This window comes from Shewanella fodinae, assembly GCF_014651955.1.
Classification (GTDB): domain Bacteria; phylum Pseudomonadota; class Gammaproteobacteria; order Enterobacterales; family Shewanellaceae; genus Shewanella; species Shewanella fodinae.
In genome coordinates this window covers 55,386-73,937 of the sequence record NZ_BMXW01000007.1, presented here as the reverse complement: position 1 = coordinate 73,937, position 18,552 = coordinate 55,386, and the positions used below count along the sequence as shown (strand labels likewise).

19 protein-coding genes are annotated in these 18,552 nt (G+C 49.7%); 14 read left to right on the top strand and 5 right to left on the bottom strand.

Annotation, left to right across the window (positions count from 1 at the left end; translation table 11 throughout):
• Window positions 1–66: 66 nt before the first annotated feature.
• The 6 genes from IE064_RS08295 (at window position 67) to IE064_RS08270 (ending at window position 5,626) form a co-directional block, all read left to right on the top strand.
• Window positions 67–1,599: a DNA-3-methyladenine glycosylase 2 family protein gene (locus IE064_RS08295; RefSeq protein ID WP_189617433.1), complete on the top strand. Its 1,533-nt coding sequence runs from the start codon at window positions 67–69 to the stop codon at window positions 1,597–1,599.
• Window positions 1,596–2,117, top strand: a complete 522-nt coding sequence (locus IE064_RS08290; protein ID WP_189617432.1) for a methylated-DNA--[protein]-cysteine S-methyltransferase — start codon at window positions 1,596–1,598, stop codon at window positions 2,115–2,117. The genes IE064_RS08295 and IE064_RS08290 overlap by 4 nt, the downstream gene beginning before the upstream one ends.
• Before the next feature lie 81 nt (window positions 2,118–2,198).
• The gene (locus IE064_RS08285) at window positions 2,199–2,642 is read left to right on the top strand and encodes a hypothetical protein (RefSeq protein WP_189617431.1); all 444 of its coding nucleotides are present in this window, start codon (window positions 2,199–2,201) and stop codon (window positions 2,640–2,642) included.
• A 103-nt stretch (window positions 2,643–2,745) separates the two neighbouring features.
• On the top strand, window positions 2,746–3,636 hold the full coding sequence (locus tag IE064_RS08280; RefSeq protein WP_189617430.1) for a chemotaxis protein CheV: 891 nt from the start codon (window positions 2,746–2,748) through the stop codon (window positions 3,634–3,636).
• A gap of 124 nt (window positions 3,637–3,760) precedes the next feature.
• The gene (gene sstT / locus IE064_RS08275; RefSeq protein WP_189617429.1) at window positions 3,761–4,987 is read left to right on the top strand and encodes a serine/threonine transporter SstT; all 1,227 of its coding nucleotides are present in this window, start codon (window positions 3,761–3,763) and stop codon (window positions 4,985–4,987) included.
• A gap of 243 nt (window positions 4,988–5,230) precedes the next feature.
• Window positions 5,231–5,626 (top strand): hypothetical protein, encoded by a 396-nt coding sequence (locus IE064_RS08270; RefSeq protein ID WP_189617428.1) that lies wholly within the window; start codon window positions 5,231–5,233, stop codon window positions 5,624–5,626.
• A gap of 14 nt (window positions 5,627–5,640) precedes the next feature.
• On the opposite strand, the gene IE064_RS08265 is transcribed toward IE064_RS08270, so the two are convergent.
• Window positions 5,641–6,294, bottom strand: coding sequence for an RluA family pseudouridine synthase (locus tag IE064_RS08265; protein ID WP_189617427.1), 654 nt, complete (start codon window positions 6,292–6,294; stop codon window positions 5,641–5,643).
• A 45-nt stretch (window positions 6,295–6,339) separates the two neighbouring features.
• Window positions 6,340–6,936: an acyl carrier protein phosphodiesterase gene (locus IE064_RS08260; RefSeq protein WP_189617426.1), complete on the bottom strand. Its 597-nt coding sequence runs from the start codon at window positions 6,934–6,936 to the stop codon at window positions 6,340–6,342.
• Window positions 6,937–7,069: 133 nt separating this feature from the next.
• Here IE064_RS08260 and IE064_RS08255 point away from each other — a divergent pair, with 133 nt between their 5' ends.
• The 8 genes from IE064_RS08255 to IE064_RS08220 all read left to right on the top strand — a co-directional run bounded on the left by IE064_RS08255 (window position 7,070) and on the right by IE064_RS08220 (window position 14,347).
• A complete protein-coding gene (locus IE064_RS08255) occupies window positions 7,070–7,231 on the top strand; it encodes a hypothetical protein (protein ID WP_189617425.1) in 162 nt (53 codons plus the stop codon).
• A 58-nt stretch (window positions 7,232–7,289) separates the two neighbouring features.
• On the top strand, window positions 7,290–8,327 hold the full coding sequence (gene queA, locus IE064_RS08250; protein ID WP_189617424.1) for a tRNA preQ1(34) S-adenosylmethionine ribosyltransferase-isomerase QueA: 1,038 nt from the start codon (window positions 7,290–7,292) through the stop codon (window positions 8,325–8,327).
• A gap of 139 nt (window positions 8,328–8,466) precedes the next feature.
• Window positions 8,467–9,591, top strand: coding sequence for a tRNA guanosine(34) transglycosylase Tgt (tgt, locus tag IE064_RS08245; RefSeq protein WP_189617423.1), 1,125 nt, complete (start codon window positions 8,467–8,469; stop codon window positions 9,589–9,591).
• 27 nt (window positions 9,592–9,618) lie between these two features.
• Window positions 9,619–9,954: a preprotein translocase subunit YajC gene (gene yajC / locus IE064_RS08240; protein ID WP_189617422.1), complete on the top strand. Its 336-nt coding sequence runs from the start codon at window positions 9,619–9,621 to the stop codon at window positions 9,952–9,954.
• 17 nt (window positions 9,955–9,971) lie between these two features.
• Window positions 9,972–11,825: a protein translocase subunit SecD gene (gene secD, locus IE064_RS08235; RefSeq protein WP_189617421.1), complete on the top strand. Its 1,854-nt coding sequence runs from the start codon at window positions 9,972–9,974 to the stop codon at window positions 11,823–11,825.
• A 12-nt stretch (window positions 11,826–11,837) separates the two neighbouring features.
• Window positions 11,838–12,785, top strand: coding sequence for a protein translocase subunit SecF (gene secF / locus IE064_RS08230; protein WP_133038665.1), 948 nt, complete (start codon window positions 11,838–11,840; stop codon window positions 12,783–12,785).
• A gap of 249 nt (window positions 12,786–13,034) precedes the next feature.
• Entirely contained in the window at window positions 13,035–13,352 is a 318-nt protein-coding gene (locus IE064_RS08225) for a putative signal transducing protein (protein ID WP_189617420.1), read from the top strand.
• A gap of 80 nt (window positions 13,353–13,432) precedes the next feature.
• Entirely contained in the window at window positions 13,433–14,347 is a 915-nt protein-coding gene (locus IE064_RS08220; RefSeq protein WP_189617419.1) for a siroheme synthase, read from the top strand.
• Window positions 14,348–14,434: 87 nt separating this feature from the next.
• Here the strand turns inward: IE064_RS08220 and IE064_RS08215 are convergent, their stop codons facing one another.
• The 3 genes from IE064_RS08215 to IE064_RS08205 form a co-directional block, all read right to left on the bottom strand.
• On the bottom strand, window positions 14,435–15,880 hold the full coding sequence (locus IE064_RS08215) for a carbon starvation CstA family protein (protein WP_189617418.1): 1,446 nt from the start codon (window positions 15,878–15,880) through the stop codon (window positions 14,435–14,437).
• Window positions 15,881–16,104: 224 nt separating this feature from the next.
• Entirely contained in the window at window positions 16,105–16,815 is a 711-nt protein-coding gene (btsR, locus tag IE064_RS08210; protein ID WP_189617417.1) for a two-component system response regulator BtsR, read from the bottom strand.
• Between the two features lie 2 nt (window positions 16,816–16,817).
• The gene (locus IE064_RS08205) at window positions 16,818–18,485 is read right to left on the bottom strand and encodes a sensor histidine kinase (protein ID WP_189617416.1); all 1,668 of its coding nucleotides are present in this window, start codon (window positions 18,483–18,485) and stop codon (window positions 16,818–16,820) included.
• Between the last annotated feature and the right edge of the window lie 67 nt (window positions 18,486–18,552).

Here is an 18,552-nt window from a genome sequence, read left to right as displayed (position 1 = left end):
TTCCGCTAGTCACCTTTGCCGAGGTTGGGTAATCTGGCGCATAACTGCTGACTTCTGGCCGAACTTATGAGTATTTCTTGCTTATCTCCTGCGATTTGTCGCCAGGCACGCCTCAGCCGTGATCCTCGTTTTGATGGGCGTTTTTTTGTGGGGGTACACAGCACCGGTATCTATTGCCGCCCAGTGTGTCCGGCGGTCAGTGCTAGCGAACGCAATGTGCAGTATTTTGCCAGCGCTGCCGCTGCGGCTGCGGCCGGTTTAAGACCGTGCTTACGTTGTCGTCCCGAGAGTGCGCCTGGTTCCAGTGCCTGGCGTGGAACGCGCACGACGTTGGAACGCGCCATGCGTTTGATAGAGCAGGGGGCACTCAATGGTGATACATCGCAGGCCGTTGAGCAGTTGGCTCAGCGATTGGGGATCAGTAGCCGCTGGTTGCGTAAATTATTCAATGACGCATTAGGCACTTCACCGCTGCAGTACGCTATTTATTGTCGGTTATTGTTTGCCAAACAGCTGTTGCACGAGACAAGCATGCCAGTGACACAGATAGCGCTGGCTTGCGGGTTTAACAGCATACGGCGTTTCAATGAAGTCTTTCAGCAGCGATTGCAACTACCACCAACGGCCATCCGGCATCGCTCATCAACGGAAACGTCTCAAACCCACATCACGCTTTTTCTAAGCTACCGGCCCCCCTATGCTTGGCAGCAATTGCGGCACTTTTTGCAATGGCGTTCAGTTGCAGACATGGAGTGGTTTGAACATCAAGGCCAACAAGGATATGGTCGCACACTGAGAGTGAGACAGTTGCAACAACAACTTCGCGGTTGGTTTTTTGCGGTGGATGAGCCCAAGCAGCACAGATTCCGAGTAGAAGTGGCGCTGGTTGCTGAAGACAGTTTGGCCTTGCTGCCGATGTGGTTGCAGTGTCTGAGGCAGATACTGGATCTAGATGCTGAACCTGCGGTGATCCACGGCAGATTGTCAGCATTGCAGCATCGGTTACCAGCGTTGCAACTGCAACCGGGATTGCGGCTGCCAGGTTGCGGCTCAGTTGCTGAAGCGGGTATTAGGGCAATATTGGGGCAGCAGGTCAGCGTGAAACAAGCCACCAAGTTGCTGAGACAACTACTGCAACAAACGGGAGAGAAATTACTGATAAATGGGCGGCATTGTGTATTTTTCCCGGAGCCTACCGCCTTGACCGATGAACTTTGTGCCACATTGCCGATGCCACAAAGTCGCCAGCAGACGTTACTGCGGCTCGCTCGTTACCTGCAAACTGCCGACACACCTATGTCGCCCGATGAGCGGCCATTAGCGGATTGGCTAACACTAAAAGGTATCGGGCCGTGGACGGTCGCCTATGCGGCTATGCGTGGTCTTTCTGCTCCTGACATATTGCTAAGTGGTGATTTGGTTGTCAGAAAACAGTTACTGCAACTGTTACCGGACCCAGCAGTAAAGATTGAAGTTGCTCTGCAGCAGATTGCCAAAATGGCGGCACCTTGGGGCAGTTATCTGACGTTAAATCTTTGGCAGCAAGCGGCCGCAGACGACACCTGTAACGACAACCGTAGGAGTAATATTGAAGCATGAATAACCTGATACTGACTATGGCACCATCACCACCGCTGGCGGAATTGACCATTGACTCGCCCTGTGGCCCATTGTGGTTAGCCGCAAGTGGTGTGGGATTAACTGACCTTAGACCTGTTGCCGCGAAAAAGACGCTCACCGTTACGGCTGAATCAGCACAGATGCTGCAGGCGCATCAGTTTTTACAGCAAGCCGCTGAACAACTGCAACAGTATTTTGCAGGAAAACGACGTGACTTCAGCGTACCGCTGGCACCCGCGGGCACTCAGTTTCAACAACGGGTCTGGTCTCAGTTATTGCAGATCCCTTATGGTGAGGCTTGCAGTTATGGCGAGTTGGCACAACGCATACAGCAGCCTAAGGCCGCACGGGCGGTTGGCAGTGCTAACGGCGCTAATCACATCGCAATTATTATTCCCTGTCATCGCGTGATAGGAAAAAACGGAGCGCTGACCGGTTATGCCTGGGGGCTGACAATGAAACAGCAATTACTGGTATTGGAGGCCGCTGAAGCGTAATTTTTTGCTGAATATCACCGATTACGAATAAACATTGCGGTATTGTCGTTGCCGATATTTCAGTGGCTCTGTGGTAAAAACGTGGAACTAATCTGGTTAAATGACAATGTCGCATCGTTAATGATGACGCCGCAGGTAGCGTTACCCGCGCTGATGCATGAGCATCAATTGTTGGCACTACTGCAATTACAGCCTTCTTCGACCGCCGTGTCTGCCAGCGTGGCGGCATTGCAACTGCCATTACCCATTCACTTAACGCCGGACGAAGCATTACTGCAACAGCTGGCACAGTTATTACCGCAAGCCCTCAGTTTTGCCGCGCAGCAATTGCAGCTCGGACATAAGCTGTTACTGACGGCGGCAGATGCTGGTTTGCTGGGCGTAATGATGGCAGAATTGTTGGCGAGTGACGGAGCGGCGCCTGTGCACGCTGTGGCGCAAGTTCGCTCCATGTACGATGCTGCTTTTGCTGATGACGGTTGGGACCAATTTGTTTTTGATGTGCTTTATCGTCTTCAAGGATAAAAAATCAAACTTGTGCACGAGATCCTACTGCTAGAGCGCCTGTTTTTAGGGGCTGTGTTATGCTAAAACGCAATAATCACCGTCTTTCATTTCCGGAGAACACATGAAAAGCAAGGCCAACCAGTCGCAGGGGCTGCTGCTATTCCGCTTGTCTCAGCGTCAGTTATTTGCCATGGGAACCTTGAAAATTCGTGAGCTAGTGCCGTTCCAACCGCTGAGTCAGCTTCCTAATGCCCATGCGTGCGTGGTGGGGGCCGCGGCTATCCGTGGGCATACGATACCTGTGGTGGATATGGCGGCGGCCGTGGGATATGCCCCGATCAGCAAAGAGGAAATGGCGTCATCGTTTATCATTATCACCGACTGCCAGCGAATGGTGATAGGTTTCTTGGTGCGTGGCATTGAGAAAATAGTTGAGTGTAATTGGCGAGATATTGAATCACCGCCATCTAATCTTGGGAAAAATGCGTTTCTAACAGGCGTCACCCGCTACGACAACCAGCTGATCCAACTGCTGGATCTGGAATTGCTATTGTCAAAAATCTTCCCGCTGGCATCGCAGAATCTTGCCGGGGTGACAGACATTCAGCGTGAACTGCTACGGCCGTTACGTATTTTATTGGTAGATGATTCTAAGGTGGCGCGTAAGCAACTGTGCGATGCACTGGACAATCTTAATATCCCCTATGATGTCACCTCCAACGGTAAAGAAGCCTTGACCATTATGGAACAGGGGGCGGCAGATAAACGACCGGTGGATATTCTGGTGAGCGACATTGAAATGCCGGGACTTGATGGTTATGAGCTGGCATTTGAAGTGCGCGATAATCCGTTGTTGCGCCATGCCTACATTATTTTACACACTTCTCTTTCGAGCGAGATCAGTGTCAGTCAGGCACATCAGGTGGGGGCAAACGAAGCGCTGACCAAATTTGATGCCCGTGAGTTGGTGGAGGCCATGTTACGTGGGGCTAAATCACTGACAGAAAGCTAACTTATCGTTATTTGCTCTGAATTGGCGTTTTTGCCGTGTGATGGCTGGACAAGCCGAGACATCTCCGTTAAAAACGTAGCTGCAATGGCATCGGCCATCATGAATAATAACGACAGGTTAAATAATGAACCCTTCCTCCTCTGTTCTTAAACGGCTACTGCATGGTAGCTTGGTATTGCAAATTTTTATCGGTATTGTGGCGGGCATTGTGCTTGCTGTTATGGCGCCTCAGTGGGCTCAAAGTATCGCTTTCCTTGGTGACTTGTTTGTTGGGGCGTTGAAAGCCATCGCGCCGATCCTAGTGTTTGTGTTGGTTGCGGCGTCACTTGCTAATCAGAAAAAAAATACCCAAACGAATATGCGCCCGGTGGTGATCCTCTATTTGGTGGGAACCTTCGCGGCGGCACTGACCGCCGTTGCTGCCAGCTTTATGTTTCCCTCCACACTGGAATTACAACTGTCGCAGCAGCAACTGACACCGCCACAGGATATCGGAGAGGTGTTGCATACGCTGCTGTTCCGCTTGATCGATAATCCGGTCAACGCCCTGATGACAGGTAATTATATCGGTATCTTGGTCTGGGCTATCGGACTCGGTCTGGCACTGCGCCACGGCACTGATGTCAGTAAGCAGGTGTTCTGGGACATCGCCCATAGCATCTCGCAGATGGTGCGTTTTGTTATCCGTTTGGCACCGTTCGGGGTCTTTGGATTGGTGGCCGTTGCGGTTGCCGAAACTGGCTTTGGTGTGCTTGCCGGTTATGCACATCTGTTAGCGGTGCTGTTGGGTGCCATGCTGTTTATTGCCTTGGTGATCAACCCGCTGTTGGTGTATTACAAAATCCGTCGCAATCCGTACCCCTTGGTGCTCACCTGTTTGCGCGAAAGTGGTGTCACTGCATTTTTCACCCGCTCCAGCGCCGCCAATATTCCGGTAAATATGGCACTTTGTGAGAAGTTGCAACTGCATGAGGACACCTATTCAGTGTCAATCCCATTAGGCGCTACGGTCAATATGGGCGGTGCGGCGATCACCATTACAGTACTGACGTTAGCGGCGGTGAATACCTTGGGCATTCCGGTAGATATGCCGACAGCGATACTGCTGAGTATTATCGCATCAGTTTCGGCCTGTGGCGCCTCTGGCGTGGCGGGTGGGTCGTTATTATTGATACCCCTAGCATGCAGTTTATTTGGGATTGATAACAGTACTGCGATGCAGGTAGTTGCCGTGGGGATGATTATTGGCGTGGTCCAGGATTCGGCGGAAACTGCGTTGAATTCCTCCACCGATGTGGTATTTACCGCGGCGGCGTGCATGGGGGCTGAACGGGAACCACCGCGTCGCTAACAGTGCATAATCTCTCTTTCCAAGGCAGCCATCTGGCTGCCTTTATTTTATGTTTCAGGAAGCTGTGAGCCACTTCACCAACTGCTGAAATAAACAACTGAGTGTGATTTTTATCACGCTTTTGTTAGTGCAATAGGTTACACTGCGCACGCATCAGAGATTTTTTACTAACTACTTGGTTTGTAAATAATTTGATCTTTTTTTACGTTTTAATTACTTTTTGCATTTGGGGGCAAAAGTATTATGGGTTTACTGCTGGATCTCCAGAATAAAGTACCTTTGCAACTGCAGGGACTGAGTAAACTTTCCGGCCTTTCCGCTTTGGAAAAACGCCGTAGATTACAACAAGTCCATCACGGTGAGCACCAGTTTATTGGGTGTTGGCGCGATCAGCGGCAGCATCTTAATGATGAAATACAACTGTTTCGCGATAACGGTAAATGGTTTATGGCAACCTGGTTCAGCGATGGTTGTCACAGCCTCGATGAAATGACAGCAACGGAGACTGCAGAAGGCCTGCGTCTGGAAGAGACCGAAGGCAATCTCTTTGGTGACTATTTGTTGCTACAGGGAAGCGACTCGCTGGTATTTTGCAGCGATAATGGCAGTCGCTACCAGGCTGAAAAGCTCAGTGCTTAACGCTTAAGGCCGATTTAGAAACCGGCCATGCTGACAAAGTGCATCTCTTTGCCAGACCAAGGGTGATTGAATATCAAACTGGCGGCATGCAAGCACAGGCGTGGCCGAGCTTTTTGTACCTGTTCATCACCATAAAAATCATCCCCAAGAATGGGATGACCTAAGGCTAACATATGGACTCTGAGCTGGTGTGTTCGTCCGGTCTCTGGCTGTAAAGTCACCAAAGTCGAGTGGGCTCGACGTTCCAACACTCGATAATGAGTTATCGCTTTACGGCCATCTTCGTTGACTTGTTGCAGTGGTGGATGTTGTTTATCTGCTGCCAACGGCAAATCTACCGTTCCCTCATCGTTTTCCAAAATGCCACTAATTTCGGCGATATAGAGTTTATCGTTGCGATGTTCCTGAAACTGGGTTTTCAGATTCGATTCGGCTTTTTTACTGCGCGCAAACACCATGATCCCCGAAGTTGCACAATCGAGACGGTGTACCAGCAATGTTTCTGGATATAACTGTTGCAGGCGGGTGAGGGCGCAATCATGGGTCTCTGCGGCCATTCCCGGATTGGAAAGTAAGCCAACAGGTTTATTGATGACAATAATGTCACGATCACGATAACGGATATCCAGCCAAGGCAATGTGGGTGGCTGGTAGTGGAACTTTTGCATAAAGCCTCCTTGAACGGGTGGGCATTCTACCAAAAACTACACAGTTCAGGACAGGTATTGTTCTGGCGTTTTGCGAGCCAGCATCCGGCTATAAGCCATCAGTTGTGGATACAGGGTACGAAACGCAATTTCGACTTCAGTATCCAACTGCTTGAGGACCTTGGCGGCACCTTGAAACAGCTGCGGTTGTGATACTCGGCGGCTGACACCTTGTAAGGCGGCTTCCAGCCCTGAACGTTCCGCATAGGAGTACAACCAGTTGTCCTGTTTCATCATCGGCACTAGGCGTTGCAGCCGTTCAGGTAATTGGGCTGTCAGTTCCAGCTGTTGATACGCATGAGCGCAAAAGCTGGCTAAGGTTTGATGATGATATTCCTCCCAATAGCGTGCCAGCATATGATCAAATGCCAGATCCATCAGCACTGGTGCCACGCGCTGTAGTGTTTTGGGAAATTGTCGGCGCAGATCACGTGTCAGTTCGTGTTCATCGGTGATTCGGTCAATCTGGCGGTGCAACCAAATCCCTTGTTGCAGGTGTTGCGGGTGATCGGCAATGCTGCCTTTGGCAAAGTCTCCCGCTAGATTACCAGCTAGAGAGGTTCCGCTAATATCTGCCAAGTGCAGATGGGCCAAAAAGTTCATAATTTGTACTTGCGGGTTTTCATCATCGGACTATTATGTCGCACCAGAGTATGAAAAGCATCACAGATGCTGTTGTGCGTATCTGGTATGGTGCGCGCTTATTTGTCAGGACTGTTGGTTTTAAGGATCAAGGATGATGTGGAACTGGATCGGCAAATTTATCGGTAAAACCCCTCAACCTCAACGTAAACGGGTGCAAGTTGATATCCCGTTTGAGCAAATTTCGTCCAATCAGCCAATGATGGATGAACATAAGCAAGAGGAGATGCCAGAGTCGGAATCCAAGGGTTCTTGATCTTGTCCCGACCAGCCCCTAGACTAGCGGCCGTTTTTCGCTATGCAGAGGCTTCCCAATGCGAGTTGCAGATTTCGCTTTCGATCTTCCTGAAGAGTTGATTGCTAAGTTCCCTATGCCAGAACGCAGTGCATCCAGATTATTGCATCTGGATGGCAATACTGGTGGACTCAATGACCTTCATTTTACTGATCTCCTTGATTTAGTTGAAGAAGGCGATTTAATGGTATTCAACAATACCCGCGTAGTGCCTGCGCGGGTATACGGTCATAAGGCCAGCGGCGGCAAACTGGAAATTCTGTTGGAACGCATGCTGGATGATAAACGCATGTTGGCGCACGTGCGCAGTTCCAAGTCTCCTAAGCCGGGTTCTGAAATCGAGCTGGATGGCGGCTATTTGCTGAAAATGCTGGCTCGCCATGATGCCTTATTTGAGCTGGAATTGCAGGGTGATGGCACCATACTGTCGATGCTGGAAGCGGTTGGGCATATGCCTTTACCCCCTTATATTGACCGGCCAGATGAAGATGCAGATAAAGAACGCTACCAGACGGTTTATAGTAAAACGCCTGGTGCGGTGGCTGCGCCTACCGCCGGATTGCACTTTGACCAAGCATTACTGCAAAAATTGGCAGCTAAAGGCATCAAGCAAGCGTTTGTGACACTGCATGTAGGCGCGGGCACTTTCCAACCAGTGCGCGTTGATGATGTGCAGAAACACCATATGCACTCAGAGTGGGCCAATGTTCCTGCCGATGTCGTAGCGGCTATCAGAGCCACTAAAGCGGCTGGTAAACGGGTGATTGCGGTGGGAACGACTTCTGTCCGTTCACTAGAGAGCGCCGCTAAGTTCAATGGCGGCGACATTCAGCCATTTTGTGGTGATACCGACATCTTTATCTATCCCGGTTTTGAGTTCAAAGTGGTTGACGCTATGGTGACCAATTTCCATTTACCGGAATCCACCCTGATTATGCTGGTCAGTGCTTTTGCGGGCTTTGAGCATGTGATGCCGGCATACCAACATGCTGTGGCACAGAAATATCGTTTCTTCAGTTACGGTGATGCCATGTTTGTGACCAAAAAAGTAAACTAAGCATTGGGCTTACGGTATACTGCCAAGCTAACTGTAACAGGTAATGGGCAAGGGGACGCATCGCGTTACCGCTTGCCTTCTTTATTTAAGGGGCCACTGGCCATAGCAAAGTCGGACTGTTTCTCTGACGAGGTAATAAATGAAATTTGAACTGGATACCACTGACGGCCGAGCGCGCCGTGGACGTTTGATTTTTGAACGTGGCACTGTAGAAACGCCAGCGTTTATGCCGGTGGGCACCTACGGGACGGTCAAGGGGATGACCCCTGAAGAAGTCCGCGCAACCGGTGCCGATATTCTGCTGGGAAATACCTTCCATTTGTGGCTGCGTCCTGGCGAAGCGATCATGCGTAAGCATGGCGATTTGCACGACTTTATGAACTGGCCACGACCAATCTTGACCGACTCCGGCGGCTTTCAGGTGTTTAGTCTTGGCGATATTCGCAAAATTACCGAAGAGGGCGTGCATTTTCGTTCACCCATCAATGGCGAAAAAATCTTCCTTGACCCTGAAAAGTCGATGCAAATTCAGCATGCGCTTGGGTCTGATATCGTAATGATATTTGATGAGTGCACGCCCTATCCGGCGACACCCGATGAAGCACGTAAGTCGATGGAGATGTCGTTGCGTTGGGCTAAGCGTTCCCGCGAAGAATTTGATCGCTTACAAAACCCAAACTCACTGTTTGGGATTATTCAAGGCAGTATCTACGAAACTTTGCGTGATGAGAGTTTAAAAGGGCTGGTGGACATCGGCTTTGATGGCTATGCCATTGGCGGTCTGGCAGTCGGTGAGCCTAAAGCCGATATGCACCGCATTCTGGAACACATTTGTCCACAAATCCCAGCTGATAAACCCCGTTATTTGATGGGGGTGGGCAAACCGGAAGATTTGGTGGAAGGTGTGCGCCGCGGTGTCGATATGTTTGACTGTGTGATGCCTACCCGTAATGCACGCAATGGACATCTGTTTACGATCGATGGCGTGATAAAAATTCGTAATGCGCGTCACAGGGATGACACATCACCATTGGATCCTGAGTGCGATTGTTATACATGCAAGCATTACTCACGGGCTTATTTGCACCATCTTGACCGTTGCAATGAGATGCTCGGTGCCCGCCTCAATACCATTCACAATCTGCGTTATTACCAAAGATTGATGGAAGGTTTGCGTGGCGCTATCGAGACAGGTACATTAGACGCCTTTGTAAGGGAATTCTATAGCCGTCAGGGGCGCGAAGTCCCTGAAGCAATTGATTGAATCCACTGTTAATAAGAAGAGAGAACTATGTTTATTTCAAATGCTTACGCGAGTGCAGCCGGTGGCGCACCTCAGTCTGGCGGCACCATGGAACTGGTGTTTATGCTGGCGATTTTTGCACTGATCTTCTATTTCATGATTTTCCGTCCGCAGTCAAAGCGTGTGAAAGAGCACAAAAATCTGATGGCCTCTCTGGGCAAAGGCGATGAAGTGCTGACCAGTGGTGGTTTAGTTGGCAAGATTGCCAAGATTGCCGAAGACAATGATTACGTGCTCATCAGTCTTAATGACGACACTCAAATCACCATTAAAAAAGACTATATTGCGGCGGTATTGCCTAAAGGCTCTATGCAGTCGCTGTAAGCCAAGGGAGCTGAGGCGTGTTAAATAAGTATCCTATGTGGAAGAACCTGCTGGTGATTATTATTATCGCCGTGGGGGCTTTCTATGCTGTGCCTAACCTCTTTGGTGAGGATCATGCGGTGCAGGTGGTGGGAACGCGCGGTACTGCCGTGACGCCTGCCACTGAAACTCAAGTCGAACAACTGTTGCTCAGTAAAGGCATTAAGATCAAGCGCTCAGAACTGGAAAACGGCCAGTTACTGGTGCGGGTCAACAGTGCCGAAGATCAACTGTTGGCGAAGGAAGCGATAGCTTCTACGCTGGGTGAAAACTTTTCGGTAGCCCTTAACTTAGCCCCTGCAACGCCAGCGTGGCTGGAGAAACTTGGCGCTAACCCCATGAAACTCGGTCTTGACCTGCGTGGCGGTGTGCACTTCCTGATGGAAGTGGATATGAGCGAAGCCATTCGCAAGATGGAAGACGCTAAAGTGGCGGATTTCCGTAGCCAATTGCGCGAACAGAGTATTCGTTACGCTGGGGCCAAAGCGACTCCGAAAGGTATTGAAGTACGTTTCCGAGATGCCGAAACATTGGCAAAAGCGGAACAATACCTGAAAACCCATTCCAACAATGAGATGGTGTTTACTGATACCACTGATGGTGACAACTTTGTGCTGTTAGCGACGATGAGTGAACATTATCTGCGACAGATCAAAGAAGATGCACTGACCCAGAACATCACCACTATCCGTAACCGTGTTAACGAGTTAGGGGTGGCTGAACCTGTGGTTCAGCGTCAGGGCGCTGAACGCATCATTGTTGAATTACCAGGGGTGCAAGATACCGCACGTGCTAAGGAAATTCTCGGAGCAACCGCTTCTATTGAATTCCACATGGTGGATCAAAAAACTGATTTGGCGGCCGCTAAAGCCGGGCGTATTCCTGCTGGTTCTGAAGTTTACAAACGTCGTGAAGGCGGGGAAGTCGTCCTCTACAAGGATGTGATGCTAACAGGTGATCATATCACCGGTGCTCAACCATCATTTGACCAGTACAGCCGACCTCAAGTGAGCATCAATCTGGATGCCAAAGGCGGCAGCATTTTCTCTGATGTGACCAAAGACAACATCGGGAAGCCGATGGCGACACTGTTCATTGAGTATAAGGATAGCGGTGAGCGTAATCCTGATGGCTCAGTGAAAATGAATAAAGTCGAGGAAGTGATTTCAGTCGCCACCATTCAGGCGCGCCTGGGACGCAACTTTGTGATTACCGGACTGACACATGGTGAAGCACAGAATCTGGCGTTGCTGCTGCGCGCTGGCGCCTTGATTGCGCCAGTGTCCATCGTAGAAGAACGTACAATTGGTCCAAGCCTAGGCGCCGAGAACATTCAGAATGGTCTACAGGCGATGATTTGGGGCATGGTGGTGGTGCTGCTGTTCATGATGGTTTACTACCGCGCATTTGGGGTGATAGCCAACCTAGCGTTGACCGCTAACCTGGTGATGGTGGTGGGCGTGATGTCGATGATCCCTGGTGCTGTGCTGACGTTGCCTGGTATCGCCGGTATGGTGTTGACGGTCGGTATGGCGGTAGACGGTAACGTGCTGATTAACGAGCGTATTCGTGAAGAATTACGCGCAGGTCGCTCTATTCAGCAGGCGATTCATGAAGGTTATGGCAATGCGTTTTCGACGATTGCTGACGCGAACATTACGACCTTCATTACGGCCCTGATCCTGTTTGCCGTAGGCACTGGTGCCATCAAGGGCTTTGCAGTGACGCTGATGATAGGTATCGCCACATCCATGTTTACCGCGATTGTGGGTACTCGTGCGATTGTGAATGCCCTGTGGGGCGGTAAGCGCCTGAAAAAGCTGTCTATATAGGAGATCGTGGACATGTTGCAGATTTTATCTTTTAAAGGCTCAGTCAACTTTCTCCGTCATGCATTACCTATCAGTATCATGTCATTGATCCTGGTGGTGCTGTCGTTGGTGTCGCTGGCGACCAAGGGCATTAACTGGGGCTTGGATTTCACTGGTGGTACGTCAATTCAGCTGACGTTTAGTCAGCCCGCTGATCTGAATTTACTGCGTGACAAACTGGATAATGAAATCATTTCTGGTGCAGTGGTGCAGAACTTTGGTTCCAGCCGCGATGTCGTAGTGCGGTTGCAGACTAAGGAAGGCGTCAAGAGTGATGATCAAGTAAAACTGGTGATAGGTGCTGCTAAGGCGCAGGATCCACAAGTGGTGCAGAAGAGTGTCGAATTTGTTGGCCCTCAGGTAGGTAAGGAGCTAGCAGAACAGGGGGCACTGGCGGTGCTGGTGGCTCTTATCTGTATCCTGCTTTATGTCACTTTTCGTTTCGAATGGCGGTTGTCGGTGGGCGCGGTGGCAGCACTGGCGCACGACGTGACGGTAACACTGGGGCTGTTCTCATTCCTACAGTTAGAATTTGACCTAACAGTATTGGCCGGGGTGTTGACCGTGGTCGGTTACTCGTTGAACGACACTATTGTGGTGTTTGACCGTATCCGTGAAAACTTCCTGAAGATGCGTAAGGCAACACCGACTGAGGTGGTAAATACTTCCATCACTCAGACCATGAGCCGTACCATCATTACCACCGGAACGACCATTATTACGGTAATTGCGTTGTTCTTGAAAGGCGGTACGCTGATCCATGGTTTTGCAACTTCATTGCTGATGGGGATTACCGTGGGTACTTATTCCTCTATCTATGTGGCCAGTTTTCTGGCAATCAAGCTAGGCATTTGCCGCGAACATATGATGCCGGTTCAGGTCGAGAAAGAAGGCGCCGATCAGCCCTCTATCATGCCTTAATCAAGCCCATAGCTAAATTGGAAAGAGCCACTCTATCGGGTGGCTCTTTTTATTGTACATCTGTCGGGGCTGCTGTGTTCGCCCCCAAATGTTGATGAAAAGTAAATTTTTACTGAGTACCGCTCGACAGCCGCTTTATCAGGCAGTAGCATGTCGCTTGACAAAATTTGAACAGCTTAATTTTTGTCCATCCGATTTATTCCTGATTTTTCTTTACCTGATGGGTAGAGTCTAGCGGTAGGAAGTCACATGGAAGAACGTAAGATACTAGTTGCTGGCGGAAATTTGCTTCAGGCTCATACATGGAAAGGTATGCTGGAGGCCTGTGGTATAACCGTGGAGTTACGTGGTGAAGCGCTGATGGGCGGTGTTGGCGAGTTACCGGTTGATATGCAGACGGTAGAGCTGTGGATCCCGGAGTCACAACAGGAGCCGGCTCAGTCACAGTTAGCGACGTTAAATGCCGATTTGCCGCAATGGCAATGTTTGCAATGTCACGAATTTAATGACGCCAGTTTCGAACTGTGTTGGAATTGCAGTGCCGAACGCAGTGAGTGTCACAACTGACCTGAATACTGCGATCCGGTGACATCTGTCAGTTTTATGCTGACAGATAACGTCTAACGTCAGCTTTGGAACCCGGACCGATGCGCTATTTCCCGCTATTTGTCGATACTTCGAATCTATCTGTGTTACTGGTTGGTGCCGGTGAAGTCGCCAGTCGCAAGCTGGATTTGTTGGCTCGTTCTGAAGCCGACATTCAGGTGATTGCACCCAACGTGTGTGATGATGTTGCCGAATATGCCGAAAGTGGCCGTATCACACTGTCCTGTCGTACCGTCACTACAGCCGATCTGCAACAAGCTGATCTGGTGTACATTGCCACTGCCGATAGGTTGTTGAACCAACAGTTAGCCGAGTTGGCCCGAGCAGAAGGGGCGATGGTTAATGTGGTAGATGATCCTGACAACTGCGACTTTATCACGCCTTCACTGGTGGATCGGGGTCGGCTCATCGTGGCGGTGAGTACCAATGGTGCCGCGCCGGTATTTGCTAAGGATATCCGTGGCAAACTAGAAGCATTGTTACCGCCATCGTTGGCACCACTGATGGACTTTATTGCCGATAAACGCGCAGATGTTCAGCAACAGTTGCCAACTCCTCAGCAGCGCCGACGTTTCTGGGAGCGCTTTTTGCAAATCAATGGCGAGCGTTTTGACGGTCTCACCCGCACTCGATATCAGCAATGTTTTACTGAAATTGATAGCCACGGCGAATTGCTATTACTGCAGCACGATGTGGACTCTCAGTTATTACCGATTGCGGCAATACCCTGGTTGCAAAGGGTGGATCTGGTGGCGATGGATGGCGTAGAGGCACCTGAACTTCTGGAATTGGTGCGCCGAGATGCTTCACGAGTTTATACGCCACTCGCTGACAGTGATTTACTGACAAACTGGGAATTAGGGCAATGGTTATTGCGGATTACGGATGCAGCAGAAATTCAGCGTCTGAAAGCTGCTTTTCCGTTTGCGAAACACCTGCAGCCCGGCGCTATTTGATATGCACAGATTTGCCTCTGCAATAATAAAAAAGCCAGTCCTAAAGGACTGGCTCTTTGGTCTTCATGTTGCGTTTTTTATTTATTATTAAATTTCTTCAGCTTCAGTCGCCGCCAGTTCCTGCGCCTTGCCTTTGCCAATGTAGATCACCAGCCCGGTGATTAACACGGTCATGATAGTACCGGCAATGGTGGAAACTGTCATCGGCAGCCCCGCACCCAATGTGTTGGAGTTCAGCAGGAAGCTGATCACCACGTCAGTCATAAACATGGCTGGAATGGTACAGATCCAGTGCAGCTTGTTATGGCGTACCAGATAAGCTGAGGCAGTCCACAGCATCATCACGGCAGTTGCTTGGTTAGCCACACCGAAGTAGCGCCAGATAACCCCAAAGTCTACTTGGGTCAGGATGGCGCCCAGCACGAACAGCGGAATAGCCAGTACCAGACGTTTGGAGATTTTGGTTTGTGGCATGTTGAAGTATTCAGCCAGGATCAGACGTGCAGCGCGGAAGGCGGTGTCACCAGACGTGATTGGCAGAATAATTACCCCTAATACTGCAAGGAAGCCACCAACCGCACCCAGCAGACCTGTAGAGGCACCGTACACTACGTTAGCCGGGTTGCCAGCCATCGCATCGCTCAGCCCTTGTACACCATCAAAGAATGACAGGGCAATTGCACACCAAATCAACGCAATAATACCTTCACCAATCATGGCACCGTAGAACACAAAGCGACCGTTGGATTCATTTTCCACACAACGAGCCATCAGCGGTGACTGAGTGGCATGGAAGCCGGATACCGCACCACAAGCGATGGTGATGAACAGTGCTGGCCACAGCGGTGCATCTTTCGGGTTCAGGTTCTGCAGGAAGTCGCCAGGACCGAAGCCTGCCAACAGTGTGTGCTGGTCAGAAACGATAATTGCCGCAGTCAGACCGACAGACATGAACATCAGCAAGGCACCAAAGAACGGGTACAGGCGGCCAATGATCTTGTCAATGGGAACGATGGTGGCGATCAGGTAGTACACAAAAATGATGCCAACGAACATGCTGACATTCCAACCGGTCAATTTACCCAACAGACCTGCCGGAGCAGAAATGAACACCACACCGACCAGTAGCAATAGCACCAGAGCGAAGATATTCATAAAGTTTTTGGCATTCTTACCTAGGTATTTGCCTGCTAGGTTTGGTACTGATTGGCCATTGTTACGGACAGATAGCATACCAGAAAAATAGTCATGTACTGCCCCGGCAAAAATACAGCCGATAACAATCCATAACATGGCGGCAGGGCCGTAGAGCGCCCCCAAGATAGGGCCAAAGATTGGACCAACACCTGCGATATTCAGAAGCTGGATCAAGTAAACTTTGCCTTTTGACATTGGCACATAGTCAACACCATCGTTCTGGGCATAAGCCGGAGTTTGGCGTTGTTTGTTAATACCGAACACCTTCTCAACGAAGGTCCCGTAGATAAAGTAACCGCCGACCAGCAGGCCGACACACAGTAGGAACCACAACATAGGTTTGTCTCCCCCAATTAGAATCGTAGCAAGTGTAAACAATTGCGTAACAACGCCAAGTTGAGTTTGAGTTAGCGGTCAAAAGCGATGGTTGAGCGGTTGCTGATACAGATAAGCGGTTTTGGTAACAATTGAGCGGTCAGATACCGGGTTGAGCGGTCGATAATCGGGGTAAGTGGTAACTTACCGTTACCACATGAACAGCGATGCTGTTGCTTGTTGTATTACTGGAAACCGAAAGCCTGCTTGAGCGGTTTAAGAAAACGTCTGGAGACGGGGACTTTGGCACCACTATGCGTTGTTACTTCGGCCCCGGTTTCCAATATTTCAATCTCCGCTATCGCCGAGGGGGCCACCAGATATTGGCGATGACAGCGTAACAAGGGCGTCTTTTCCTCCAGTACTTTCAGTGTCAGCTCGGTATGCACCTTCTCCTTTGCCGTCGCAACATGGATGCCGCTGAGATCGCTAAACACATATTCAACATCTTTAACTGCGATGATCTTCAGTCGATTAGCGCTGAAACAGGGCAAATGTTCTAGATACTGTGGCATCAGAACATCCAGTGACTTAGGACGTAAATCCTTCCGCACTTTTTCCAATGTCTGCCGGAGGCGTTTTTCATCGAGCGGCTTCAGCAGATAATCAAAGGCATGATTATCAAAAGCGCGCACGGCAAACTCATCATAAGCGGTCACAAACACCACTCTAGGCATGGTTTCCGGGTCTAACATTGCGATAAGTTCCATACCGCTGATACGCGGCATCTGGATATCCAAAAACAACAGATCGGGTTTATGTTTGCTAATTGCCTGCATGGCTTCTAGCGCATTGCTGCACTGACCGACTATTTGTAGATCACCCGCTTGCAGCAGTAAATCCGCCAATTCTTGTCTGGCATAAGGCTCATCATCAACAATCAAACAGCTAATCATCGTTAGACCTTGTTGGGTAGATGGATGTTAACTTTGGTAAACACTTCCGGTTCATATTCAACGGTTACCCCATATTCATCGCCATATAGGTTTTGGATCCGTTTGTGAACTAGATTCATCCCTAAACCATCAGAATCAGAGCGTGGTTGGTATAAACCAGCATTATCAGTTACTTCCAGTATAAGATCATTATCTTGTTGTATCGCTTTAACGGTGATAATTCCGGTTTCCATCATGTGCGAAGTGCCGTGTTTTACCGCATTTTCGATGATAGGTTGCAAGGTAAACGCTGGAACCTGCACAGCGTAGAGCTCTTGAGGAATATCAATACTGACTTTGAGTTTGTCGATAAAACGGGCTTTTTCGATGGTTAGGTAAGATTCGATATGCTCCAGTTCATCGCCAAGGCTCACCATGCCGGTGGTGCGTTTCAGGTTGATGCGCAGGAATTGACTGAGTTGCTGTAATAACTGTCGGGCTTTGTCCGGATTGCGACGAATAATCGCGCTGATGGTATTTAAGGCATTGAACAAAAAGTGTGGGTTGACCTGCGCCTGCAGCAATTTGAGTTCCGCCTGTGTCAGCAGATTCTGCTGTTGTTCAAAACGGCCGTATAGGATCTGGTTCGACAACAAGCGGGCAATCCCTTCCCCCAGTGTCCGGTTGATGTTGAGAAACAATTTGTTTTTAGGTTCATACAGTTTGATGGTGCCAATCACTTCGTTGTCACTGCGAAGCGGGATCACCAAACTTGAGCCCAGCTTACAATTAGGTGAGATGGAGCAGGAATAGGGGAATTCTACACCATCGGCAAACATGACTTTGTTCTGGTGGATTGCATCCATAGTGATTTGCGAGGATATCGGCGTCCCCGGTAAGTGATGGTCGGCACCGATACCGATAAAAGCCATGAGTTTCTCACGGTCGGTGATAGCCACCGCTCCAACATTAGTTTCTTCAATGACAATCTGCGCCACTTGCGTGCTAGAGGCTTCATTGAAACCTTTGCTGAGTAAGCCAACGCTGCGTTCGGCAATTTTAAGGGCTTTGGTGGAAAAAGTAGACGACATCTTGTCGAACATCGTTTTCTGGTCGCGTACCATGCTCATAAATGACGCCGCACCTAGGGAATTTACAATTAACATTGGTGGCGCAATCTGTCGCACCAATTCCAGCGCTTCTTCGAAAGGATTGGCAATCATCAGAATAATGCACATCTGCATCATCTCGGCATAGAAAGTTACCAGACCGACCACCATCGGATTGAATACCAGTTCACTTTTACCGTGCCGCCGCAGATATAAATTGATCATGCCGGCACTCAGGCCTTCCATGGTGGTTGATACGGCACAGGCTACATCGGTAAAACCGCCAAGAGTGTATCGGTGCAGACCTCCGGTCAGTCCCACCAGAAAACCAGTCGCGGGACCGCCTAACAGACCACCGAGTACCGCCCCCATGGCGCGGGTATTGGCAATGGCACCATGTGCTTGTTCACCAAAGTAAGTCGCCATGATGCAGAACGCTGAAAAAACCAGATAGATAAATATTTTGTGCGGTAAACGCGTGGAGTTTTCAGTAAATAGCTTAAACAGCGGTGTCTTGCTGGTGAGGTAGACAATTACCAAGTACAGACACATCTGTTGCGTCAGGGCAAGAATAAGTGACATTGAAAACCTGCAGAGTTAACGGACGCGATAATTTTCCCATATTGCTGACGGGAATCATATATTGCCA

Coding starts and splice junctions, on each gene's coding strand:
- sstT (WP_189617429.1), top strand. CDS start 3,761: ATGAACCCTTCCTCCTCTGTTCTTAAACGGCTACTGCATGGTAGCTTG.
- IE064_RS08280 (WP_189617430.1), top strand. CDS start 2,746: ATGAAAAGCAAGGCCAACCAGTCGCAGGGGCTGCTGCTATTCCGCTTG.
- tgt (WP_189617423.1), top strand. CDS start 8,467: ATGAAATTTGAACTGGATACCACTGACGGCCGAGCGCGCCGTGGACGT.
- IE064_RS08265 (WP_189617427.1), bottom strand. CDS start 6,294: ATGCAAAAGTTCCACTACCAGCCACCCACATTGCCTTGGCTGGATATC.
- secF (WP_133038665.1), top strand. CDS start 11,838: ATGTTGCAGATTTTATCTTTTAAAGGCTCAGTCAACTTTCTCCGTCAT.
- IE064_RS08225 (WP_189617420.1), top strand. CDS start 13,035: ATGGAAGAACGTAAGATACTAGTTGCTGGCGGAAATTTGCTTCAGGCT.
- IE064_RS08270 (WP_189617428.1), top strand. CDS start 5,231: ATGGGTTTACTGCTGGATCTCCAGAATAAAGTACCTTTGCAACTGCAG.
- IE064_RS08255 (WP_189617425.1), top strand. CDS start 7,070: ATGATGTGGAACTGGATCGGCAAATTTATCGGTAAAACCCCTCAACCT.
- IE064_RS08290 (WP_189617432.1), top strand. CDS start 1,596: ATGAATAACCTGATACTGACTATGGCACCATCACCACCGCTGGCGGAA.
- IE064_RS08295 (WP_189617433.1), top strand. CDS start 67: ATGAGTATTTCTTGCTTATCTCCTGCGATTTGTCGCCAGGCACGCCTC.
- btsR (WP_189617417.1), bottom strand. CDS start 16,815: ATGATTAGCTGTTTGATTGTTGATGATGAGCCTTATGCCAGACAAGAA.
- IE064_RS08260 (WP_189617426.1), bottom strand. CDS start 6,936: ATGAACTTTTTGGCCCATCTGCACTTGGCAGATATTAGCGGAACCTCT.
- IE064_RS08220 (WP_189617419.1), top strand. CDS start 13,433: ATGCGCTATTTCCCGCTATTTGTCGATACTTCGAATCTATCTGTGTTA.
- IE064_RS08205 (WP_189617416.1), bottom strand. CDS start 18,485: ATGTCACTTATTCTTGCCCTGACGCAACAGATGTGTCTGTACTTGGTA.
- IE064_RS08215 (WP_189617418.1), bottom strand. CDS start 15,880: ATGTTGTGGTTCCTACTGTGTGTCGGCCTGCTGGTCGGCGGTTACTTT.
- yajC (WP_189617422.1), top strand. CDS start 9,619: ATGTTTATTTCAAATGCTTACGCGAGTGCAGCCGGTGGCGCACCTCAG.
- queA (WP_189617424.1), top strand. CDS start 7,290: ATGCGAGTTGCAGATTTCGCTTTCGATCTTCCTGAAGAGTTGATTGCT.